This is a genomic window from Arthrobacter stackebrandtii (genome assembly GCF_017876675.1).
Lineage (GTDB): Bacteria > Actinomycetota > Actinomycetes > Actinomycetales > Micrococcaceae > Specibacter > Specibacter stackebrandtii.
This window is the reverse complement of the sequence record NZ_JAGIOI010000001.1, coordinates 4,335,897-4,357,675: the sequence shown is the minus strand read 5'-3', so window position 1 is coordinate 4,357,675 and position 21,779 is coordinate 4,335,897. Positions and strand designations below refer to the sequence as shown.

At 66.6% G+C, this 21,779-nt stretch carries 19 protein-coding genes; 11 read left to right on the top strand and 8 right to left on the bottom strand.

Annotation, left to right across the window (positions count from 1 at the left end; translation table 11 throughout):
• The first annotated feature begins 265 nt into the window (after nucleotides 1–265).
• A complete protein-coding gene (locus tag JOF48_RS19085) occupies nucleotides 266–733 on the top strand; it encodes a GNAT family N-acetyltransferase (RefSeq protein ID WP_209683787.1) in 468 nt (155 codons plus the stop codon).
• On the opposite strand, the gene crcB is transcribed toward JOF48_RS19085, so the two are convergent.
• Genes crcB through JOF48_RS19070 form a run of 3 tightly spaced genes read right to left on the bottom strand, consistent with a single transcriptional unit; the run spans nucleotide 722 to nucleotide 2,229 of the window.
• A complete protein-coding gene (gene crcB, locus JOF48_RS19080; RefSeq protein WP_209683784.1) occupies nucleotides 722–1,099 on the bottom strand; it encodes a fluoride efflux transporter CrcB in 378 nt (125 codons plus the stop codon). The genes JOF48_RS19085 and crcB overlap by 12 nt on opposite strands.
• Nucleotides 1,096–1,551 carry a fluoride efflux transporter FluC gene (locus tag JOF48_RS19075; protein ID WP_209683781.1) on the bottom strand — a complete coding sequence of 152 codons (456 nt, stop codon included), beginning with the start codon at nucleotides 1,549–1,551 and terminating at the stop codon, nucleotides 1,096–1,098. Before JOF48_RS19075 ends, crcB begins: the two co-directional genes overlap by 4 nt.
• A complete protein-coding gene (locus JOF48_RS19070) occupies nucleotides 1,552–2,229 on the bottom strand; it encodes a hypothetical protein (RefSeq protein ID WP_209683778.1) in 678 nt (225 codons plus the stop codon).
• A 223-nt stretch (nucleotides 2,230–2,452) separates the two neighbouring features.
• On the opposite strand from JOF48_RS19070, the gene gcvH reads away from it, so the two are divergent.
• The 5 genes from gcvH (at nucleotide 2,453) to JOF48_RS19045 (ending at nucleotide 5,596) form a co-directional block, all read left to right on the top strand.
• Nucleotides 2,453–2,839, top strand: coding sequence for a glycine cleavage system protein GcvH (gene gcvH / locus JOF48_RS19065; protein ID WP_209683775.1), 387 nt, complete (start codon nucleotides 2,453–2,455; stop codon nucleotides 2,837–2,839).
• A 136-nt stretch (nucleotides 2,840–2,975) separates the two neighbouring features.
• Complete coding sequence (locus JOF48_RS19060) at nucleotides 2,976–3,458, top strand: FHA domain-containing protein (RefSeq protein WP_209683772.1); 483 nt, start codon at nucleotides 2,976–2,978, stop codon at nucleotides 3,456–3,458.
• A gap of 40 nt (nucleotides 3,459–3,498) precedes the next feature.
• A complete protein-coding gene (gene ftsR, locus JOF48_RS19055) occupies nucleotides 3,499–4,233 on the top strand; it encodes a transcriptional regulator FtsR (RefSeq protein WP_245347129.1) in 735 nt (244 codons plus the stop codon).
• Nucleotides 4,230–4,736, top strand: coding sequence for a bifunctional nuclease family protein (locus tag JOF48_RS19050; protein ID WP_209683766.1), 507 nt, complete (start codon nucleotides 4,230–4,232; stop codon nucleotides 4,734–4,736). Before ftsR ends, JOF48_RS19050 begins: the two co-directional genes overlap by 4 nt.
• A 266-nt stretch (nucleotides 4,737–5,002) precedes the next feature.
• Nucleotides 5,003–5,596: a MerR family transcriptional regulator gene (locus JOF48_RS19045; protein WP_209683764.1), complete on the top strand. Its 594-nt coding sequence runs from the start codon at nucleotides 5,003–5,005 to the stop codon at nucleotides 5,594–5,596.
• Between the two features lie 108 nt (nucleotides 5,597–5,704).
• Here JOF48_RS19045 and JOF48_RS19040 read toward each other — a convergent pair whose 3' ends face one another.
• The gene (locus JOF48_RS19040; protein ID WP_209683761.1) at nucleotides 5,705–6,541 is read right to left on the bottom strand and encodes a ParA family protein; all 837 of its coding nucleotides are present in this window, start codon (nucleotides 6,539–6,541) and stop codon (nucleotides 5,705–5,707) included.
• A gap of 153 nt (nucleotides 6,542–6,694) precedes the next feature.
• On the opposite strand from JOF48_RS19040, the gene gcvP reads away from it, so the two are divergent.
• Together gcvP and JOF48_RS19030 are read left to right on the top strand one after the other, a co-directional pair.
• Complete coding sequence (gcvP, locus tag JOF48_RS19035) at nucleotides 6,695–9,556, top strand: aminomethyl-transferring glycine dehydrogenase (protein WP_209683757.1); 2,862 nt, start codon at nucleotides 6,695–6,697, stop codon at nucleotides 9,554–9,556.
• 326 nt (nucleotides 9,557–9,882) lie between these two features.
• The gene (locus tag JOF48_RS19030) at nucleotides 9,883–13,278 is read left to right on the top strand and encodes a pyruvate carboxylase (RefSeq protein ID WP_209683754.1); all 3,396 of its coding nucleotides are present in this window, start codon (nucleotides 9,883–9,885) and stop codon (nucleotides 13,276–13,278) included.
• A 169-nt stretch (nucleotides 13,279–13,447) separates the two neighbouring features.
• Here the strand turns inward: JOF48_RS19030 and JOF48_RS19025 are convergent, their stop codons facing one another.
• Complete coding sequence (locus JOF48_RS19025; protein ID WP_209683751.1) at nucleotides 13,448–15,262, bottom strand: AMP-dependent synthetase/ligase; 1,815 nt, start codon at nucleotides 15,260–15,262, stop codon at nucleotides 13,448–13,450.
• 234 nt (nucleotides 15,263–15,496) lie between these two features.
• Between JOF48_RS19025 and JOF48_RS19020 the strand changes: the two genes are divergently transcribed.
• Complete coding sequence (locus JOF48_RS19020) at nucleotides 15,497–16,558, top strand: ROK family glucokinase (protein WP_209683748.1); 1,062 nt, start codon at nucleotides 15,497–15,499, stop codon at nucleotides 16,556–16,558.
• Between the two features lie 33 nt (nucleotides 16,559–16,591).
• On the opposite strand, the gene JOF48_RS19015 is transcribed toward JOF48_RS19020, so the two are convergent.
• Together JOF48_RS19015 and JOF48_RS19010 are read right to left on the bottom strand one after the other, a co-directional pair.
• Nucleotides 16,592–17,122 carry a hypothetical protein gene (locus tag JOF48_RS19015; RefSeq protein ID WP_209683746.1) on the bottom strand — a complete coding sequence of 177 codons (531 nt, stop codon included), beginning with the start codon at nucleotides 17,120–17,122 and terminating at the stop codon, nucleotides 16,592–16,594.
• On the bottom strand, nucleotides 17,112–17,933 hold the full coding sequence (locus JOF48_RS19010; RefSeq protein WP_209683743.1) for an alpha/beta hydrolase: 822 nt from the start codon (nucleotides 17,931–17,933) through the stop codon (nucleotides 17,112–17,114). Before JOF48_RS19010 ends, JOF48_RS19015 begins: the two co-directional genes overlap by 11 nt.
• 129 nt (nucleotides 17,934–18,062) lie before the next feature.
• On the opposite strand from JOF48_RS19010, the gene JOF48_RS19005 reads away from it, so the two are divergent.
• Both JOF48_RS19005 and JOF48_RS19000 read left to right on the top strand, forming a co-directional pair.
• Nucleotides 18,063–18,866 (top strand): lysophospholipid acyltransferase family protein, encoded by an 804-nt coding sequence (locus tag JOF48_RS19005; protein ID WP_209683740.1) that lies wholly within the window; start codon nucleotides 18,063–18,065, stop codon nucleotides 18,864–18,866.
• A gap of 67 nt (nucleotides 18,867–18,933) precedes the next feature.
• Nucleotides 18,934–20,331: a class II 3-deoxy-7-phosphoheptulonate synthase gene (locus tag JOF48_RS19000; protein WP_209683738.1), complete on the top strand. Its 1,398-nt coding sequence runs from the start codon at nucleotides 18,934–18,936 to the stop codon at nucleotides 20,329–20,331.
• Between the two features lie 351 nt (nucleotides 20,332–20,682).
• Here JOF48_RS19000 and JOF48_RS18995 read toward each other — a convergent pair whose 3' ends face one another.
• Nucleotides 20,683–21,735: a transposase gene (locus JOF48_RS18995; RefSeq protein WP_209683736.1), complete on the bottom strand. Its 1,053-nt coding sequence runs from the start codon at nucleotides 21,733–21,735 to the stop codon at nucleotides 20,683–20,685.
• Nucleotides 21,736–21,779 lie beyond the last annotated feature (44 nt).

Genomic DNA, 21,779 nt, shown 5'->3' with positions numbered 1-21,779 from the left:
GGTCCGCAGGCGAGGCGGCAGGTAGTGTTCTTGGTAGCCAAGGCGCTCTTCTCAGAGTCAGCTGCGGTTAGACCCGCTTGAGTATCTCGCCGATGCTCCTGCGGGTCGACTTGTTTAAGCAACATGCGCCTCCGCGGCCGCATCGACGCGCGGCCTGCCATGCACTGCAACGTTTTGGCAACAGTCGTAACGATTCAGCCACTTCCCCATGGCGCCCCCCAGCGCGGCTGTAATGTGGGGAAAATTGCCAAAGAATCGGGGAATCATGAATGCTGCTTCCCTAGTTGTGCTGCGTCCCGGGCGGATTGCGGACGACGTCGAGGAGCTCACCAATGTGTGGCGCGACTCCGTCGAGGCAACGCACCATTTCCTCTCCCTGGACGCCATTGACACGCTGGAACCCCTGATCCGGGACGAGTACCTGCCCCAGCTGACGCTTCAGGTCGCCGAACGCAACGGCTGCATTCTTGGCTTCATCGGCATGGCTGCCCACCACGTGTCCATGCTGTTTGTTGCGGACGAAGCCCGGTCCATGGGTGTTGGCAGCAGGCTCATGGAATGGGCCAAGGGGCAGTGGCCGCAGCTGAGTGTGGATGTCAATGAGCAAAACCCCCGTGCCGCCGTCTTCTACGCCAAGCGCGGCTTCGTCCCTGTGGGGCGGTCGGAAACGGATGCGCGGGGGCTGCCGCACCCGCTGTTGCACATGGTGTGGGACTCCTCGCTAGAACAGTGAACCGCACCAATACCCCAGTGCGGCGGCGCCAACGCCGGCAGCCAGAGAACCCATGGCATTGGCCAGGGACGCCAGGTGGCGCTTCTCCTGCAGCAGCCGCACCGTGTCGAAGCTTGTGGTGCTGAAGGTGGTGTAGCCGCCAAGGAAACCCGTGCCAAGGAGCAGCAGCATGCCTTCCGGAACCAGCGCCCCGGCAGCCAGCGACGCCAGAAACCCGAGTGCCAGGGAACCGGAAACGTTGATGGCGAAGGTTGTCCACGGAAAGTTCAGGTGAAACTTGTTGATGATGGAGCTGTCCAGGGCGAAGCGGGTGGCGGCGCCCAGGCCGCCTGCCACGGCTGCAGCCAGAAACAGCCAGACGCTCATGTCCGTCCTCCCGGGGTGCTTCTTCCGGCGTGGGCGGGGCCGCTCGGATGGGCGTGGCCGTGCCAGAGTGCCAGGCCGGCCCAGGATGCAAGCGCCCCGGCAAAGACTGTGCCCAGGCCGTACGCCGCCGCCGCGCCGAAGCCCGAAGACTGGGACAGCAGGACAACCCCCACGGCGAACGTGCTGTAAGTGGTGAAGCCTCCGCAAAAACCAATGCCCAGCAAAAGCCTCAGGGCCTGGCCGGCCCGGGTCGTATGGTGGATGGCGGGCCGGTGTGCCAGCGCACCATAGAGCAGGCCCAAAAGAAACGCACCAGCAAGGTTGGCGGCGATGACCGCCCAGGGCAGGGGACCGGCGTCGAACATTCCCGGCACAAGGGCCACGGCCTCTCGGGCGGCAACACCGGCAGTACCGCCCACGACCACCAGCGCCAGGCTGCGCAGCGAAGGCATTTATGCCTGCGGCGGCTCGGCGGGGTTCCCTGCGCCGGGACCGTTCCGGTTGTCCTTGGCAGCTGCCCGGGCGGCCTTTTCTGCGGCTCGGGCCGCGTCCTTGTCGGCGCGCTCCTGCACCCGCACCGCCTCGCGCTCCTGCTTTTCGGCAGCCTTCACGGCGCGCAGCGCCCTGCCGCGGCTCAGCCACATGCGGACCAGGACGATGGAGGCGACGGCGCACACCACACCCACCACCATGAAGATTTGGCTCCAGGTGCCGAACCAGTTGGCGCCGGTGGCCCAGATGGCGCGGGCGTCGGCGGCGGTTGCCGAAGAGCCGTACATGACGCCCAGGGTCAGCAGGTTCGGGATCAGCAGGAGGACGCCCAGGACCAGCAGCCCCACGCGCACCCATTTGTTCAGGCTGCGCCGGCGGGCCTGCCAGGCGATGGTGATGGGCGCAAACGTGAACACGAACCCGTAGAACATGCCGATCGGGATGGCATTGCCCAGCTTGCCCGCCACCTGGTCCCGGATGGCGGTGGCCCACATAAGCGGCACTGTCACGGAGGCGACCAGGTAAACCAGCACCACGAACACGGCCGCTGCCACGCCAAAGATGGTCCAGAACAGCCAGGGGGCCATCTTTGCCTTGGTCGCCTTGCCGGCCGGGGCGGGGGATGTTGATTCAGTCATAGTTGAATCATGTCAGAGTCAGGGGGTCGAATGGTCCCTGGCGGGCCCTATTTCGCCGAAAAATCCGTAGAAGGTTCTTTCGAGATCCGGGGCGACTTGTCAAGATCGCCCATACACTAAAGACTGGTTGTGGTTGGTGGGGGCAATCGGCCCCGGACCATGATTGACTTGAGACTTCACGTTACATTCACGCGGCAGCGATGAATCCCGAAAGGTGCGCACAATGAGCAACATTCCCGCAGATCTGTCCTACACCGCAGAGCATGAGTGGGTTGCGGCCCCCACCGCCGACGGCGTTGTCCGCGTCGGCATCACCGACTTTGCCCAGGACGCCCTGGGCGACGTTGTGTACGTCCAGATGCCCGAGGTTGGCACGGATGTCACTGCCGACACCGTTGTTGGCGAAGTCGAGTCCACCAAGAGCGTCAGCGACATCTATGCGCCGCTGACCGGAACCGTCACGGCCCGCAACGAGGCACTGGACACAGATCCTTCGCTCATCAACTCCGATCCTTACGGTGCCGGCTGGCTCGTGGAAATCACGCTCAGCGATGCCGCCAGCCATGGTTCCCTGCTCAGCGCCGGGGACTACCAGGAAAAGGTAGGCTAGTAGGATCGAGGATTTGCCCGGAGTGCACATCACTTTGTTGCAGCTCCCGGTCAGGGCTTTCCCAGCGGAAGCCCGTAGATTTTTCTGAACTGGGCGCAAGCGCACCCAGGCAACAACTCAGCAAGGAGGAGTACCAATGGTTGACACGGGTAACGGCGCCGAGGTGCAGGGTCGGGCGAGCTCCCAGGATCAGCCCGGTGCATCTGATACCACCTCGATTCAGCTCCCTCCCGTCCAGGCCGGGCCAACGTCAATTCCGGTGCTGGCACCGGATGAGCAAAACGCGGTGAACTCGCTTCCCGCAGGTTCGGCACTGCTGATCGCCCACCAGGGCCCCAATGCAGGCGCACGCTTCCTGCTGGACAGTGAAGTAACCACCGCAGGCCGGCATCCCGATGCCGACATCTTCCTGGATGACGTGACGGTTTCGCGCCGCCACGTGAACTTCATCAAGTACGACGGCGGCTTTGAAGTCATCGATGCCGGCAGCCTGAACGGCACGTATGTCAATGGGGACCGGGTGGATTCGGTGCGTTTGCAGACAGGAAACGAGGTTCAGATCGGAAAGTTCCGGCTGACCTATTACTACGGCGCCAACGGCCCGGCAGCGGACGCCTAAGGGCACTGTGGCAGCAATCAATTCCGGCGCCGGACGCCGGCTGGTGGATGTTAACCCCGCCAGCCGGCGGCCCGGCGCTGCCGCCGTCCTGAACATTGGGGAGGTCCTTGCGCTGCTGTGCACGGACTTTCCTTCCGTGACGGCATCCAAGATCCGCTTTTACGAAGAAAAGGGCCTGATCGCGCCCCAGCGCACTCCGGCCGGATACCGCCAGTTCCGGGATTCCGACGTCGAGCGCCTCAGGTTCGTGCTGGCCCTCCAACGCGACCACTACCTGCCGTTGAAGGTCATTGGCGAGTACCTCGAATCGATCGACAGGGGCCACACTCCGGCCAACCTTCCCGCCGGTGTTTCCATCGCCCCGCGCATGGTGTCGGGGGAACTGGCCAGGGAACTCAAGAGCCGCACCCGCCGCCTCACGCCCGCCGAGTTGCGGAGCGAGTCCGGGGCAAGTGCGGAACTGTATGAAACCATGCTCAGCTACGGATTGCTCGAACTGCACGAAGGCAGCTTTGACGACCACGCACTGAAAGTGGCCCAGGCGTGCACGGCCCTGGCGGTCCACGGCCTGGAACCCCGGCACCTGCGTCCCTTCCAGGCCGCTGCGGACCGGGAGTTTGGGCTCGTGGAGCGTGCCGTGGGCCCGCTGGCCTCCAAGCGTGACGGCACGTCCGCCATGCGGGCGGCCGAGGCCGCACGTGAAATTGCCGAGCTGTGCCTGGGCCTGCACAGCGCCCTGGTCCACGCCCGGATTGAGCAGATGGAAGCGCCATGATTGAGGTCAAGATTGTTGGCGTGCGCATTGAAATGCCAACGAACCAGCCGCTGGTGCTGCTGCGTGAAGTCCATGGGGAGCGGCACATTCCCATTTGGATCGGTGCCGCGGAGGCCACGGCCATCGCCCTTGCAGAGCAGGGCGTGGTTCCGCCGCGCCCGCTGACCCACGACCTCCTGTGCGGGGTGGTCAAGGCGCTGGGGCACTCGATCGTGCGCGTCAACCTGACCAAGGTCGAGGACGCGGTGTTCTTCGCCGAAATCGTTTTCGACAATGGAACCACCGTGGGCTCGCGCGCTTCGGATGCAATTGCCATTGCGCAGCGCGCCCAGTGCCCCATCTGGGCCGCAGAGGAAATGGTGGATGAAGCCGGAGTGGTCATCGTAGGCCACGACGGCGGGGAAACGGCATCAGGGGAAGTCGACGACGAAGCCAAGGAACGTGAGGTTCGTCAATTCAGGGAATTCCTCAATGACGTTGAACCCGAGGACTTTGAGAAGTAAAAGCCCGCCGTTGACCGCATTTTCCATCGATCTCTAACGTTGAACCTGAGGATGAAAGTTTCGACACGCCAAAATTGTTGGGCGTGCGTCTTTGACCTTGTCCCTGCACCGATCTAACGTCAAAGTATTGAGTTTCCCATTGCATGCCTTGGCCGGCGAGGGCACACTTGAGGTTAGGGCCCCAACAGCCCTCCCCATTGTGTGAACTGCCCCGGCTGCTCCCCGGCAGGCAACCGTTCGGGGGGACTGTGAACAGGAGGATCTACGTGAGTGCCAAGAGTGACACCGGAGGGCTGGGCTCAGCCGCAGCCCCCAGCGCTGCCATCAGTGCCGGCTCGCAGGGCCTGCTGTTCACCGAGGACCTTCCCGTCCTGGACGAGGATGCCGGCTACCGCGGCCCCACCGCCTGCAAGGCTGCGGGCATCACCTACCGCCAGCTGGACTACTGGGCCCGCACCGGACTCGTGGAGCCCGCCGTACGCGGTGCAGCCGGCTCCGGCTCACAACGCCTCTACGGTTTCCGCGACATCCTGGTCCTGAAGGTTGTCAAGCGGCTTCTGGACACCGGGGTGTCCCTTCAGCAGATCCGCTCCGCCGTCGAACACCTGCGCGAACGCGGTGTGGAAGACCTGGCCCAGATCACGCTGATGAGCGACGGTGCGTCCGTCTACGAGTGCACGTCCGCCGATGAGGTCATCGACCTGGTCCAGGGCGGCCAGGGCGTGTTCGGCATTGCCGTCGGCCGCGTCTGGCGCGAGGTGGAAGGCAGCCTTGCGGCCCTTCCCAGCGAGCACGCCGCCGTGCAGGCGTTTCCCGACGACGAACTGAGCAAGCGCCGCGAGGCCCGCAAGATCTCCTGACGCATGCAAGATGCGGGAACGATCCCGTGTTTGGCACCCTGAACGGGCGCCGAGCACGGGATCGTTTTCATTTTTGCGTGAAAGCCGCGCAGCACGGCCTGTGTCGGCTCAGCCGCGGTAGAGGCGGCTGCGGGTGGCGTTCTGGTTCAACACTGAATCCAGCAGCCGGTCAAACAAAGCCGAGGCGTTCTTGGCGGAGTCTCCGGGCCACTGGTGAACCGGGTGCGCGGCACCCTGGATCTGCTGCCAGTTGGCCTGCTCGGGGATGGTGGGGGAGAGCAACAGCTCGCCAAACATGGTCTTCATCTCATTCAGCCGGTAGGCGTGTTCGCTGGAGCCGGGGCGGACCCGGTTGGCGACGATGCCGGCCGGGACAAGGCTCGGGGCGAACTCCGTGCGGAACAGCTCAATGGCGCGCAGGGTGCGCTGTGTTCCGGCCACGGAGAACAGGCCCGGCTCGGCCACGAGCAGCACGCGGCTGCTGGCCGTCCACGCCATCCGGGTCAGGCCGTTCAGCGACGGCGGGCAGTCGATCAGCACCAACTGGTACGGCGCGGAGCCGTCGCGGTCGGCGTTGGAGAGGATCGTGGCCAGCCGTTTCAGGTCGCGCCTGCCAAGGTCGGGCCGGTCATAAATCCCGCTGTAGGCCGAACCCATGGCGACGTCGAGCGTCGGCGGGGTCCCGCCGTCGGCCTCATGCGCCGCAAGCCAGCCGCTGGGAACGATGTTGGCGCCGAGGTCTGCCTTGCGGGAGGCCTTGATCATCTGGCCGATGTCGAACTCGTCGCGGGGCGAGACGGCCAGCCCGGTGGTGGCGTCGGCGTGCGGATCAAGGTCAATCACCAGGGTGGGGATTCCCGCAGCCAAAGCTGCCGAGGCCAATCCGAGCGTGACAGACGTCTTGCCCACGCCCCCCTTGAGGCTGCTGATGCTCACTACTTGCACGGAGAAACCATTACCCTTTGCGTTGCCGATTCAATCATGTGCCGCTGCCGTTAGCGCTGACACATACAATAGCTGTGGAACGTTCGCGACTTGGAGAACCCATTGACAAACACCATTGAAAATTTGCCCGGACCCCAGAACACAAACAACCTTGTGTCGGCCGTGTTTAGTGACCGACACATTGGGGTTACTGCACCGCCCCACATTCATCATATGTTGAGCACACTGGGATTTGGCTCTTTGGAGGAGCTTTCCGAGGCTGCACTTCCAAAATCCATCTACACCACCGCGCCGCTGGACCTGCAGGCGGCCGTGTCGGAAGAGGCCATGCTCGCAGAGTTGCGGGCACTTGCGGCCAAGAACACGGTCAACAAATCCTTCATCGGCCAGGGCTACTACGGCACGCACACGCCGGGTGTGATCCAGCGCAACGTCCTGGAGAGCCCCGCCTGGTACACGGCCTACACGCCGTACCAGCCCGAAATTTCCCAGGGCCGGCTCGAGGCGCTGCTAAATTTCCAGACCGTTGTGGCCGATCTCACGGGCATGGTGACGGCCAACGCGTCGATGCTGGACGAGGGCACCGCCGCCGCCGAAGCCGTGGCCCTGATGCGCCGCAGCAACCGCTCCGCCTCCAACGACGCCGTGCTGCTGGTTGACGCCGACGTCTTCCCGCAGACCCTCGCCGTGGTGAACACGCGGGCCAAGGCCATGGGCATCCCCGTGCTGGTTCATGATTTCGACGGCGCACTGCCGGATGTCGAGTTCTTCGGTGTCCTGCTCCAGTACCCCGGCGACTCCGGGCTGGTCCGCGACATCGCCCCCGTCATTGCTGCCGCCCAGGCGAAGAAGGCAGTGGTGGCCGTGGCCGCCGACCTGCTGGCACTGACCCTGCTGGAATCGCCCGGACAGCTCGGCGCCGACCTCGCCGTGGGCTCCTCCCAGCGCTTCGGCGTGCCCATGGGCTTTGGCGGCCCGCACGCCGGCTACATGGCCGTGCGCAAGGGCCTGGAACGCGCCCTCCCGGGCCGCCTGGTCGGCGTGTCAAAGGATGCCGCGGGAAACCAGGCCTACCGCCTGGCACTGCAGACCCGCGAGCAGCACATCCGCCGCGAGAAGGCCACCTCCAACATCTGTACCGCGCAGGTGCTGCTGGCCGTCATGGCCGGCATGTACGCCGTCTACCACGGCCCCGAAGGCCTGAAGCGGATCGCCACCCGCGTCCACGCCAGGGCCCAGGCCGTGGCCGCCGCCGCAACGGCCGCCGGGCACACCGTGGTCCACGCCAACTACTTTGACACCGTGAAGATCCGCATCGCCGCCGGCAGCGGCCACTCCGCCGCCGAACTGGTGGCTGCAGCCCACGGAGCCGGCTACCTGCTGCGCCACGTGGACCACGACCACGTGCAGATCGCCACGGACGAAACCACCACCGAAGCCGACATCCTCGCTCTGGCCGCACTCCTCGACAACCAGCCGGTTGGCACCCGGGACCCGGAGACCGCGAAGGACGCGGCCGCCGTCGTGCTTCCCGCACCGGCACGCGCCACGGACTACATGTCCAACGCCGTGTTCCACGCGCACAACTCCGAGACGCAGATGCTGCGCTACCTGCGCAAGCTCTCCGACGCCGACTATGCCCTGGACCGGGGCATGATCCCGCTCGGTTCGTGCACCATGAAGCTCAACGCCACGGCCGAGATGGCCGCCGTGACCTGGCCCGAGTTCTCCAACCTTCACCCGTTCGCCCCTGCCTCGGACACCGTGGGCATCGTGGAGATGGCCACGCAGCTGGAGGCCTGGCTCGCCGAGATCACCGGCTACGACGCCGTCTCCGTGCAGCCCAACGCCGGCTCGCAGGGTGAATTTGCCGGGCTCATGGCCATCCGCGCCTTCCACGTGGAGAACGGCAACCCGCACCGAGACATCGTCCTGATCCCCACCTCGGCCCACGGCACCAACGCAGCCTCCGCCGTCATGGCCGGGCTCAAGGTGGTCCCGGTGGCCACCGACGGCTTCGGCAACGTGGACATCGACGACCTCAAGCGCCAGGTCACCGTGCACGAGGAAAACCTCGCCGCCATCATGGTCACCTACCCGTCCACGCACGGCGTGTTTGAGACCGAAATCTCCAACATCTGCGCCATGATCCACGACGCCGGCGGACAGGTTTACGTGGACGGCGCCAACCTGAACGCCCTGGTCGGGCTCGCCCAGCCGGGCAAGTTCGGTGCCGACGTCTCCCACCTGAACCTGCACAAGACGTTCTGCATTCCGCACGGCGGCGGCGGCCCCGGCGTGGGCCCCGTTGCCGTGGGCGCGCACCTGGCGAAGCACCTGCCGGCCCGCGAGCTCGGTGCCGACACCTCGGTGGGCCTGGTCTCCAGCGCACCGTACGGCTCTGCGTCGATCCTGCCCATCTCCTGGGCCTACATCCGCATGATGGGCCCGGACGGCCTGCGCCTGGCCACCCAGACCGCGATCCTGTCCGCCAACTACATCGCCCGCCGCCTCAGCGAGCACTACCCGGTCCTGTACACGGGCGCCAACGACCTCGTGGCGCACGAGTGCATCCTGGACCTGCGCGGCATCACGGCGGACTCCGGGGTTTCCGTGGATGATGTGGCCAAGCGCCTCATCGACTACGGCTTCCATGCACCCACCATGTCCTTCCCCGTGGCAGGCACCCTGATGGTGGAGCCCACGGAATCCGAGGACCTGGGTGAGATTGACCGGTTCATCAACGCCATGATCTCCATCCGCAAGGAAATCGCGGCGGTGCAGGACGGCCTGTGGCCGGCGGAAGACAACCCGCTGGCCAACGCCCCGCACACGGCGCAGTCCATCACGCAGGAATGGAACCACCCCTACAGCCGCGAGGAAGCCGTCTTCCCGGCCGGCGTGGACCCGCGTGCCAAGTACTGGCCCGTGGTGCGCCGCATCGACCAGGCGTACGGCGACCGCAACCTGGTCTGCTCCTGCCCCTCCATTGAGGAACTGGCAGAAGTTTTCTAGCGTGCCAAACGCCCCGGCCGGCAGCCATGCGGCCGGCCGGGGCGTCCAGCGCGGGCAGGCGTTTTGTTACGCCGGCCCGCGTGATGCGAAACACAGGATTTGGCCGCCGCCGCCTCCAAGGGCGACACTGGCACAAATCCGGGCTCCGGGAGGGGCGGACGGAAGCCGTTCCGGCAGTGGAACGGCTTGCGCCGCACCATCCGGGGCAGGCATTTGCCAAGAAGGCCGGCCCGGGTGCCCTGAAAGCCCGGTCCATGCCTTGACCGTGTGAAGCAGCGCCGCCAGCCGGCGCGCGGAACACAACCAATCGTTCACACAGGAGTGAGATGTTTTCGAAAATTCTGGTTGCCAACCGCGGCGAAATCGCCATCCGTGCCTTCCGTGCCAGCTACGAGCTCGGTGCCAAGACGGTGGCCGTGTACCCCTACGAGGACCGCACCTCCATCCACCGCCAGAAGGCTGACGAGGCATACCTGATCGGTGACGAGGGGCATCCGGTCCGCGCCTACCTTGACGTGGCCGAGGTCATCCGCGTTGCCAAAGAGGCCGGTGCCGACGCCATCTACCCGGGCTACGGCTTCCTGTCGGAGAACCCGGAACTTGCCGGGGCGGCCCGCGACGCCGGCATCACCTTTGTGGGCCCGCCCGCCGAAGTGCTGGAACTGACCGGCAACAAGGTGCACGCCCTCGAGGCAGCCCGCAAGGCCGGCATTCCGGTGCTCAAGTCCAGTGAGCCCAGCGACGACCTCGACTACCTCCTGGGTGCCGCGGCCGAGATCGGCTACCCCATCTTCGCCAAGGCCGTGGCCGGCGGCGGCGGGCGAGGCATGCGGCGCGTGGAAAAGGCAGAGGAACTTGAAGAGGCACTCAGGGCCGCCATGCGTGAAGCCGACGCCGCCTTCGGCGACGCCACCATGTTCCTGGAACAGGCCGTGCTGCGCCCGCGCCACATCGAGGTCCAGATCCTGGCCGACAACGAGGGCAACGTCATCCACCTGTTTGAGCGCGACTGCTCCCTGCAGCGCCGCCACCAGAAAGTCGTGGAGATCGCCCCTGCGCCCAACCTGGATGAGAACATCCGCAAGGCACTGCATGCCGATGCCGTGAAGTTCGCGAAGGCCATGGGCTACGTCAACGCCGGCACGGTTGAGTTCCTCGTCGACACCGTGGGGGAGCGCGCCGGGCAGCACGTCTTCATTGAGATGAACCCGCGCATCCAGGTCGAACACACCGTCACGGAAGAAATCACCGACGTCGACCTCGTCCAGGCCCAGTTGCGCATCGCCGCCGGGGAGACCCTGGCGGACCTCGGGCTCACCCAGGACAGCGTCCACGTCAAGGGTGCCGCCCTGCAGTGCCGCATCACCACGGAGGACCCCGCCAACGGCTTCCGCCCCGACGTCGGCAAGATCACCACCTACCGCTCCGCCGGCGGTGCCGGTGTACGGCTCGACGGCGGCACCATCTACGCAGGTGCCGAGATCAGCCCGCACTTTGACTCCATGCTGGTCAAGCTCACCTGCCGCGGCCGCGACTACCCAACGGCCGTCTCCCGCGCCCGCCGCGCCCTGGCGGAGTTCCGCATCCGCGGCGTCTCCACCAACATCTCCTTCCTGCAGGCCGTGCTGGCCGACCCGGCCTTCAACGCCGGCGACGTCGCCACGTCCTTCATCGACGAGCGCCCGGAACTGCTGAACTCCCACGTGTCCTCCGACCGCGGCACCAAGCTGCTGACGTGGCTCGCCGAAGCCACCGTCAACAAGCCCCACGGCGAACCGACGGTGCTGGAGGATCCGGCACGCAAGCTGCCCGAGGTTGACCTGGCGGCTGCCCCGGCCGGTTCGCGCCAGCTGCTGGCCGAGCTGGGCCCGGAAGGCTTCGCTGCAGCCCTTCGCGCCCAGACCGCCGTCGCCGTCACCGACACCACCTTCCGCGACGCCCACCAGTCGCTGCTGGCCACCCGCGTGCGCACCCGCGACCTGCTTGCCGCCGGTCCGGCCGTGTCCGTGCTGACCCCGCAGCTGCTCTCGGTCGAGGCCTGGGGCGGGGCCACCTACGACGTGGCCCTGCGCTTCCTGGGCGAGGACCCGTGGCAGCGGCTGGCGCAACTGCGCGAGGCCCTGCCCAACACCTGCCTGCAGATGCTGCTGCGCGGACGCAACACGGTGGGCTACACGCCGTACCCGGCCGAGGTCACCGACGCGTTTGTTGCGGAGGCCGCCGCGAGCGGAATCGACATCTTCCGCATCTTTGACGCGCTCAACGACGTGGACCAGATGGAGCCGGCCATTCGCGCCGTCCGTGCCACCGGCACCGCCGTCGCCGAGGTCGCCCTCTGCTACACCGGGGACCTGCTGGACCCGGCTGAGGACATCTACACGCTCGACTACTACCTGGCACTGGCCCAGCGAATCGTCGACGCCGGGGCGCACATCCTGGCCATCAAGGACATGGCCGGCGTGCTCCGCCCGGCCGCCGCGGCCAAGCTGGTCACGGCGCTGCGCGAGCGCTTCGAGCTGCCCGTGCACCTGCACACCCATGACACGGCTGGCGGCCAGCTCGCCACCCTCATGGCGGCCATCAATGCAGGGGTCGACGCCGTTGACGTCGCCTCCGCGGCCTTGGCCGGCACCACCAGCCAGCCCTCCGCCTCCGCCCTGGTCGCTGCCCTGGCGCACACCGAGCGCGACACCGGCATCGACCTGGCCGCCATCAGCTCGCTTGAGCCGTACTGGGAGGCCGTGCGCCGCCTGTACGCTCCGTTCGAGTCGGGCCTGGCCTCGCCCACTGGCCGCGTGTACCAGCACGAGATCCCGGGTGGCCAGCTCTCCAACCTGCGCCAGCAGGCCATCGCCCTGGGACTGGGGGAGCGCTTCGAGGAAATCGAGGACATGTACACCGCCGCAGACCGGATCCTGGGGCACCTGGTCAAGGTCACGCCGTCGTCCAAGGTGGTGGGCGACCTCGCCCTGCACCTCGTGGGCATCAAGGCCAACCCGGCCGACTTCGAGGAGAACCCGCAGAACTACGACATCCCCGATTCCGTGGTGGGCTTCCTCGGCGGCGAGCTGGGCACCCCGCCCGGCGGCTGGCCCGAGCCATTCCGCACCAAGGCACTGCAAGGGCGAACCGTCGTCGAACGCATGGGCACGCTCACGGACGAGGACAGCGCACAGCTGGCAGGCGACAGCGCCACCCGCCGCGCCGCGCTGAACCGACTGCTGTTCGCCGGTCCCACGAAGGACTTCGAGGAGGTCCGCAAGACCTACGGTGACGTCTCCGTCCTGGACACGCGCGACTACCTGTTCGGCCTGCGCCGCGGCGTGGAGCATGTCATGCCGCTGGGCAAGGGCGTGCGCCTGATCGCCGAGCTGGAGACCATCTCCGAGCCCGACGAGAAGGGCATGCGCACCGTCGTGGCCAAGCTCAACGGCCAGAGCCGCCCCGTCACTGTCCGCGACCGCAGCATTGAAAGCACCGTCAAGGCCGCCGAGAAGGCCGACGAGACCGTGCCCGGACAGGTCCCCGCCCCGTTCGCCGGGGCCGTCTCGGTCAAGGTCGCAGTGGGTGACGTCGTCGAGGCAGGCGACACGATCGCCACCATCGAGGCCATGAAGATGGAAGCTTCCATCACGACGCCGGTGGGCGGCACCGTGGGGCGCCTCGCCGTCTCAGGGGTTGCCCAGGTGCAGGGCGGGGACCTGTTGGTGGTCATCTCCTAGTCCCCTGGCCCTCCCCGAACACAGCCGCTGGCGCGCCTGTGTTCGGGGTCCCTCGGGCGTGCGGGCCCATTCGGCGGCGCCGGGAACCGGAGCTGCCGGATACTGCACAACAAGAAGGGCGGCTGCCGCGGAATTCATTCCGCGGCAGCCGCCCTTTTGCTGCCCCGTGTCAGGCGGGCTTCCTGCTCAGGTAGATTTCCTCCACCACGGCGTCGAAGTCCTTCAGGACCTGGGCGCGCTTGACCTTCATGGAGGGGGTCAGGTGGCCGGAGGTCTCGGTGAAGTCGGTGTCGACGATCCGGAACTGCTTGATGGCCTCGGCAGAGGACACCGAGGCGTTTGCCTTGGTCACGGCAGCCTGGACGGCGGCAATGACGGTGGGGTGCGCGGCGGCTTCCGCCACGGTGATGCCGTCCGCGAGGCCGCGCGTCTTGCCCCACTGGGGCAGCGCTTCCTCGTCAAGGGTGACGATGGCTGCGATGAACGGGCGCGAATCGCCGATGACCAGGCACTGGGAGACGATGGCGTCGGCGCGGATCTGGTCTTCGAGCAGCGCCGGGACCACGTTCTTGCCTCCGGCGGTGACAATGATCTCCTTCTTCCGCCCGGTGATCTTCAGGAAGCCCTGGTCATCGAGTTCGCCGATGTCTCCCGTGCGGAACCAGCCGTCGACAAAGTTGTCGGCTGTGAGGTCGTCACGGCCGAAGTACCCCTTCATGACGCAAACGCCCTTGGCGAGAATCTCGCCGTCGTCCGCGATCTTGACTGAGTTGCCCGGAAGCGGGGTGCCCACGGTGCCGATCTTGATGCGTTCGGGCCGGTTGACCGTGATGGGGGCCGTGGTTTCGGTGAGGCCGTAGCCTTCCAGGATCTGCAGGCCGATGCCCTGGAAGAAGTGGCCCAGCCTCTCGCCCAGGGGTCCGCCGCCGGAGACGGCGTGGCGGACCTGGCCGCCCATGGCTGCGCGGAGCTTGGTGTAGACCAGCTTGTCAAACACGAAGTGCTTGGCTTTTAGGGCGAAGCCGGCGTTTCCGTTCTGGGTGGCGCGTGAGTATTCCACGGCGGTCCTGGCAGCCGCGGCGAAGATCTTGCCCTTGCCGTCGCCCTCCGCCTTGAGGGCGGCCGAGTTGTAGACCTTTTCAAAGACGCGCGGCACGGCCAGGATGAATGTGGGCTTGAAGCTCTGCAGGTCCTCCAGCAGGTGCTTGATGTCCGGGGTGTGGCCCACCTTGGCGCCGGCCGCCACGGCCAGCACGGAGATGTAGCGGGCGAACACATGCGCCAGGGGCAGAAACATGACGGTCTGTGATCCGGGCGGAACGACGGTGGCGCCCAGCACTGACAGCGCGTTTTCGCTCAGTTCCACGAAGTTGTAGTGCGTGAGCATGCAGCCCTTGGGGCGCCCGGTGGTGCCGGAGGTATAGATGATCGTGGCAACATCGTCCAGGCCGTTGGCCGTGCGGGCCGCCTCGAGGGTTTCATCGCTGACTCCGGTGCCGGCCTCGCGGAGGGCGTCCAGGCCGTCGCCTTCCATCTGCCACACGTTGGCCAGGTGTTCCAGGTTTTCATTGTGGGCCGCCGCCCTGACGATGTTCTCGTGGGTGCCGTTTTCCACAATGACGGCAACGGCGGCCGAGTCGCCCAGGTTCCACGCCACCTGCGAGGGCGAGGAGGTTTCATAGATCGGCACCGAGACGGCCCCGGCAAACCAGAGGGCAAAGTCCACCAGTGCCCATTCGTAGCGCGTACGGGCCATGATGCCCACACGGTCGCCCACCTTGATGCCGGAGGCGATCAGGCCCTTGGCAATGGCGCACACGTCGGCATGGAACTCCTTGGCAGAGACGTCAACCCAGACGTTGTCGGCGTTCCGACGGGCAAACAGCGGTGGATTTGCGCCAGACTGTGCATGCCGAAGCACGAGGTCAGTGGTGTTCATGGTGCTGGGACTGACAACCTTGGCCGGAACGGACATCTCTTGCACAATAGCTCCTTTGGTAAGCGGGCTTGCGACCGTGTTGCTTCACTCTATCCGTCAACGGGCCGATCAGGGGGAAAGTCTAAGTTACTAGACAGTAACTTTATGTTGTCCAGCTCACACTTTCAATTTGGCGCGTGCAGGGGAGGTTCCGCCCCGGCCGGAACCTGCGCCGGGGCAGCCGGCTTTGCCGCCGAAGATGCGTCGCCTGGGCGTTGCAGGGGCTACTAGAATCGAGCCATGGTCTTCCCGCCGTCCCGCATCCCGGACACCACTGCAACCCTCCGTCCCGATTCACCGACCGGGGCCGGCCCCGGGGGTCGCGTGCCGCTGGCCGTGGGCATCGACATTGGCGGCACCAAGGTTGCCGCAGGGGTGGTGGACGGCCGGGGCCGGATTCTCGCCGAGCTGCGCCGCTCCACGCCGGGACGCGACCCGCGCGCCGTCGAACAGGTCATCGTGGAACTGGTGGGCGAACTCGCCGCGCGGCATGACATCGAAGCGGTCGGCATCGGCGCCGCCGGCTGGATGGACCTGGCCGGGGCCCGGGTGGTGTTTAGCCCGCACCTGGCCTGGCGCGATGAGCCGCTGCAGGCCACCATGGAATCCCTCCTGGGCCGGCCGGTGCTGATCACGAACGACGCCGACGCGGCTGCCTGGGCGGAATGGCGGTTCGGGGCCGGACGGGGACACGAGCGGCTCATCATGCTCACCCTCGGCACGGGCATTGGCGGGGCCCTCATGATTGACGGGCGCGTCGAGCGCGGCAGTTTTGGCATGGCGGGGGAGTTCGGCCACCAGATCATCATGCCGGGCGGGCACCGCTGCGAATGCGGCAACCGGGGCTGCTGGGAGCAGTACGCGTCGGGCAATGCCCTGGGCCGCGAGGGCAGGGAACTGGCCAAGAAGCATTCGCCGATGGCTGCGGGGCTGCTTGACGCGGTCCAGGGCCGGCACAAGGACATCACCGGCAACGTCGTCACCGAGCTGGCACTGGCGGGCGAGGCCACAGCGATGGAGCTGGTGGCCGAAGTGGGGGACTGGCTGGGGCTGGGCATTGCCAACCTGTCGGCGGCCCTTGACCCGGCGCTCTTCATCATCGGCGGCGGACTCAGCGCAGCAGGCGGGCTCATGCTGGAGCCTGCCCGACGCGCCTACTCACGCAACCTCACCGGGCGCGGGTACCGGCAGGAGGCGGTCATTGCGGCCGCGCAGCTGGGGCCGACGGCGGGACTGGTGGGGGCTGCCGACCTGGCCAGGGCGCGCCTTGCCGCCGAGGCGGGGCCCGGCCAAGGCGCCTGAGGCACCTGCCGGACGTGCGCCGTCGTGCCGGGCCTAGACGACGGCGCCGTCCCCGCCATCGTGGTCGCGGGAATTGGGCAGGCGGTACAGCAGGTAGCCGGTGCCGGCGATGAAGGCCATGATGACGCCGATGACCAGCAGCAGGGGTGCCTGGCGCCAGAAGATCGAGGCGAACACGAGGAACAACGGCCCTCCCGCAGCACCAATCCAGGACATCATGATGGCAGGGTCGGAGTTTCTCAGGCTGGGAAGCTCCTCCGGAACAAACTCGCCGTCGCCGTCGTCCTCCACCGCATAGTCGCGGGGGCCGGCAGCGCCCGGGGGCAGCTGTGCCGCAGGTTCATGCGGAGCGGGGGTGGCCTGCTGGCGCCAAACGCCCAGCGGGTCAAAGTCGTCAACGCCCTTGCGGTCCACGGCGGCGTCCGGGGCGACGGGGCCGTCAGGGTGCTGCAGCCCGGCGTCAAGGAAGGCGTCGTCGGGCTCTTCCAACCGGGCGACAAGGTCGCGCCACACCTCGTCGTCGTCGCCGGTGTGCGGCACGCCCGAGCCGGGATCAGATTGCATGAAGGTTCCTTTGAAAGAATGCCGCGGATTCGGAAAAGATCAAGGGTGCGTCATTGTCCATGGTGGCTACATGGTAGCTGTTTTCCAGGGGAACCAGCTGGACGTTGCGGCTCCCAATGCGTTCGTGCAGGATGTCAATGCTGGAGTCCGGGACCACATGGTCAACAGTTGAGCGGAACACCAGGGCCGGGGCGCTCACCCGCGGCAGTAGTGAGATCGTGTCGGCGAACAGCTGGGAGAGTTCATGGACGGCGGCAACGGGAGTCCGGGTGTAGGCCCCCTCGCTGATCCCGGGGGCCTTGATGTCGTCGCCGATGGCGGGAACACTCTTCAGCACGTGTTTGAGCAGGCCCGAGTACCTGGCCCGGGGGTCGTCGAAAGTCAGTCCCGGGTTGACCAGCGCCAGGCCTGCCACCGGGTGGAGGGCGGCCACCCGCAGTGCGAGGGCGCCGCCCATGGACATGCCGGCCACGAACACGGTGTCGCAGCGGCCCGCGAGCTCCAGGTAGGCCGCCTCGAAGTCCCTGTACCAATGTTCCCAGGGCGTCTTGGACAGCTCCTGCCACGAGGTGCCGTGGCCCGCCAGCAGCGGCATGTTCACGGCGAAGCCCTCGTCGGCGAGATGCTCGCTCCACGCCCGCATGCTGATGGGGGAGCCGGTGAATCCGTGGCATACGGCCACGCCCACGCGGGCCAGGCTGCCGTGGCCCGCGGACCGGAAGGCGCCGTGGACGGATGCGTCCTGCCCGTGATTGCCCGTCCGGTCTTCCCCGGGCGCCGGTGCATCCTGGGAACCAAAAGACTGCTTCATGCCGGTGTGCCCTTTCTGCCGCTGTAGTGTGTAGCTTTCACTAGACTACTGTTGTTGAGCCCGCAGCGGAGGCTTTGCAGCGAACCGGGTCCGCCGCCTGCCCGGCGCACCATGAGAAGGAGCACCACCGTGATCTATTGGGTACTGAAGAAGATTTTTCTTGGCCCCATCCTGAAGGTGCTGTTCCGTCCCTGGACCAAGGGCCTGGACAACCTTCCGACCGAGGGTCCCGCCGTGCTGGCCAGCAATCACCTCTCGTTTTCAGACTCCATCTTCATGCCCCTCATGGTCCCGCGCCCCGTGGTGTTCCTGGCCAAAAGCGACTACTTCACCGGCCGCGGCATCAAGGGCAGGCTCACGGCGGCGTTTTTCAAGCTGACCAACCAGCTGCCCATGGACCGCTCCGGCGGCGCCGCGTCGGCAGGTTCCCTGCAGACGGGCGTGGATGTGCTCAAGGATGGCGGCCTGCTGGGCATTTACCCCGAGGGCACCCGCAGCCCCGACGGACGGCTCTACCGTGGCAAGGTGGGCGTGGCCAAGCTGGTGCTCACGGCCAACGTCCCCGTCATCCCCGTCGCGATGATCGGCACCGACAAGGTCCAGCCCATTGGCCGGCGCATCCCCACGATCCGCCGCCTGGGCGTCATTTTCGGTGAGCCCATGGATTTCAGCCGCTACCAGGGCATGGCCGACGACCGCTTCGTCCAGCGCTCCGTCACGGACGAGATCATGTACGAGCTCATGCGCCTGTCGGGCCAGGAATATGTTGACTCCTACGCCTCCACCGTCAAGGACAAGATGGCGGCCGACAAGACGGCCAAGACCTCCCCGGATGCGGTCCGCCTGGAACCGAAAACCGGGCCGGCGCCGGGCGCCGTCACCGTCATCGGCGCCAAGAAGGAACCGGAAACACCGGAGCCAGGCACCCGCTAGCCGTCCGCCGTCGTCTCATGAAACGGACGCGTTGGTGGGGTGCCTGATTCAGGGATAGGGTTAAGGGGTGACTGATCTAACTTTGAACGCCGTTTCCGCACCCGCTGCCGGTATTTCCGTCCCCGGTGCCGCTGTCTACCCAGGACTGGACGACTGGCGCGATCTGCCCATTGCGCAGCAGCCCACCTGGTCCGAGCACCCCTCCTTTGGCCCCACGGTGAAGGAACTGTCCTCCGTGCCGCCGCTCGTGTTTGCCGGGGAGGTCGACGTGCTGCGCTCCCGCCTGGCACAGGCCGCACAGGGCAAGGCGTTCCTGCTGCAGGGCGGCGACTGCGCCGAAACCTTCGAGGCTGCCACCGCCGACAAGATCAGCTCGCGCGTCAAGACCATCCTGCAGATGGCAGTGGTGCTGACGTACGGCGCGCAGCTGCCCGTCATCAAGATGGGCCGCATGGCCGGCCAGTTCGCCAAGCCGCGCTCCTCCAATGATGAAACACGCGACGGCGTGACCCTCCCCGCATACCGTGGAGACATCGTCAACGGCTTCGACTTCACCGCAGAGTCCCGCCAGCACAACCCCGAGCGCATGCTCAAGGCGTACCACACCTCGGCTTCCACGCTGAACCTGATTCGCGCCTTCACCCAGGGCGGTTTCGCGGACCTGCGCAGCGTCCACGAGTGGAACCGCGGCTTCACCTCCAACCCGGCTCACAGCCGCTACGAGCGCCTAGCCAAGGAAATCGACAGCGCCATCAAGTTCATGGCCTCCTGCGGCGCCGACTTCGAGGCGTTGAAGACCGTCGAGTTCTTCGCCAGCCACGAAGCCCTGCTGCTGGACTACGAGCGCGCCCTGACCCGCATCGACTCCCGCACCGGCCTGCCCTACGACACCTCCGCACACTTCCTGTGGATCGGTGAGCGCACCCGCGACCTCGACCAGGCGCACGTCGAATTCCTCTCCCGCGTCCGCAACCCGATCGGCGTCAAGCTCGGCCCCACCACGTCGGCCGACGACGCACTGGCCCTGATTGAGAAGCTCGACCCCAACCGCGAGCCCGGCCGCCTGACATTCATCACCCGCATGGGCGCCAACAACATCCGCGAGAAGCTCCCGAACCTGGTGGAGAAGGTCACAGCCTCCGGCGCCCAGGTCCTGTGGGTCACCGACCCCATGCACGGCAACACGGTCACCTCGCCCAACGGATACAAGACGCGCCGCTTCGACGACGTCATCGACGAGGTCCGCGGCTTCTTCGAGGTCCATCAGGCGCAGGGCACCTTCCCGGGCGGCGTGCACGTGGAGATGACCGGCGACGACGTGGCCGAGTGCCTCGGCGGTGCCGACCCCATCGACCAGGAGGCGTTCCTCACCGGCTACGAGTCCGTCTGCGACCCCCGCCTGAACCACAAGCAGTCCCTCGAGCTGGCGTTCCTCATCTCGGAGGAACTGCGCAAGTCGGTCTAACACCGCTTCAATGCCAAGCACGACGGCGGCCCCCACCTTCCAGCGAGAAGGCGGGGGCCGCCTTGCTTTGGCCGGCAACATTCCCGCACCCGTTCCCGCAACCACTCCCGACGCGGCATCAGATAAGTGCCGTTTTTCCTGAACGCGGCATCACTTGTTGCCCTGGGTTCGTGGACGTGGCAGCAAAGCGGGGATCCCTGCCGCAAATACAACTGCGCAACTGGCCGGCTGCAAGCTCCAGTAAATGGTGCGTGACGGACAAGCCCCAAGCGTCTTCCCGGCAGCTCTCGGTGGGGTATTGATGCCGCGTCCGGCTAAAGGGGAGATTATGTGACCCTTTTATGTTGGTTGTCAAGCGAATATCTTCTCGAGTTGGCGGAAGATGTCGCGTGCTATGTAGCGCTTGAGGACTCGTTTGATCTCGCGGTAGCTGAGGCCTTCCTTGGTGCGGCGTTCGACGAAGTCCCTGGTTTTCTGGTTGCAGCGCATGCGGGTTCTGGCGACGACGTCCAGGGCCATGTTCAGCTGCCTGTCCCCGGTGCGGTTCAGGCGGTGCCGGGTGGTGTTCCCGGAGGAGGCCTGCAGGGGTGAGACCCCGGCGAGGGAGGCGAACGCGGCCTCGTCGCGGACCCTGCCGTGGTGGGAGTAGGCGGCCAGGATGATCCCGACGGTCACGGTCACGGGCCCGAGCCCGGGCTGGTCCTGCAGGCCCGGGGCGAGTTCCTGACACAGCCGGCCCAGCCGGGCCTCGTTCGCCTTGATCCGCACGGCCGCGGCGGTGATCTCCCGGGCGAGGTGGGAGGCTTCCTCCCGCCCGGTCTGCTGCTCCACGGTGTCGCTGGGGCGCGGCCGCCACGAGCCGATCTCGGCGACCGTCTTGTCGGTCAGGGCTTCGCGGGTGTCAAGGCCGAGATCGATTTCGCGCACCAGGGCGTTCAGGGCGTTGCGGTTGGCGGTGGTCTGGCCCTCCAGGCGGCGCCTGCCGGCCAGCAGCACGCTCACCGCGGCCCTGGTGCCCTCGATGCGGGGAAACAGCAGCCGGCCGGTATCGGTGCCCAGGATGCCTGTTGCGGCCGCCATGGCGTCGATGGCATCGGTCTTCCCGGCCCCGCCGCGGGCCTTCTTCCACGGCGGTTTCGCCTCCACCACGGGCATGTTCTCCGCGGTCAGGGCCCGGGTCAGGGAGGCCCCGTAGGAGCGGGTTCCCTCCACCGCGGCCAGGACGGCACCGGTGGTGTTGCGTCGGATCCAGCCGATCGCGCGCTTGATGCCGGCGGCGGTAACGGGGAACACCTCACATCCCAGACACGCCCCGGTTCTTGCGGCGGTGATGGCATAGGTGTGGGTCCTAGCATGGGTGTCAACACCGATGACGTAGGCAAACTTTTCTGCAACGATAGTCATGACGGTGATCCTCCATTCCCGTGTGTAGATGACCGTGCGGACGG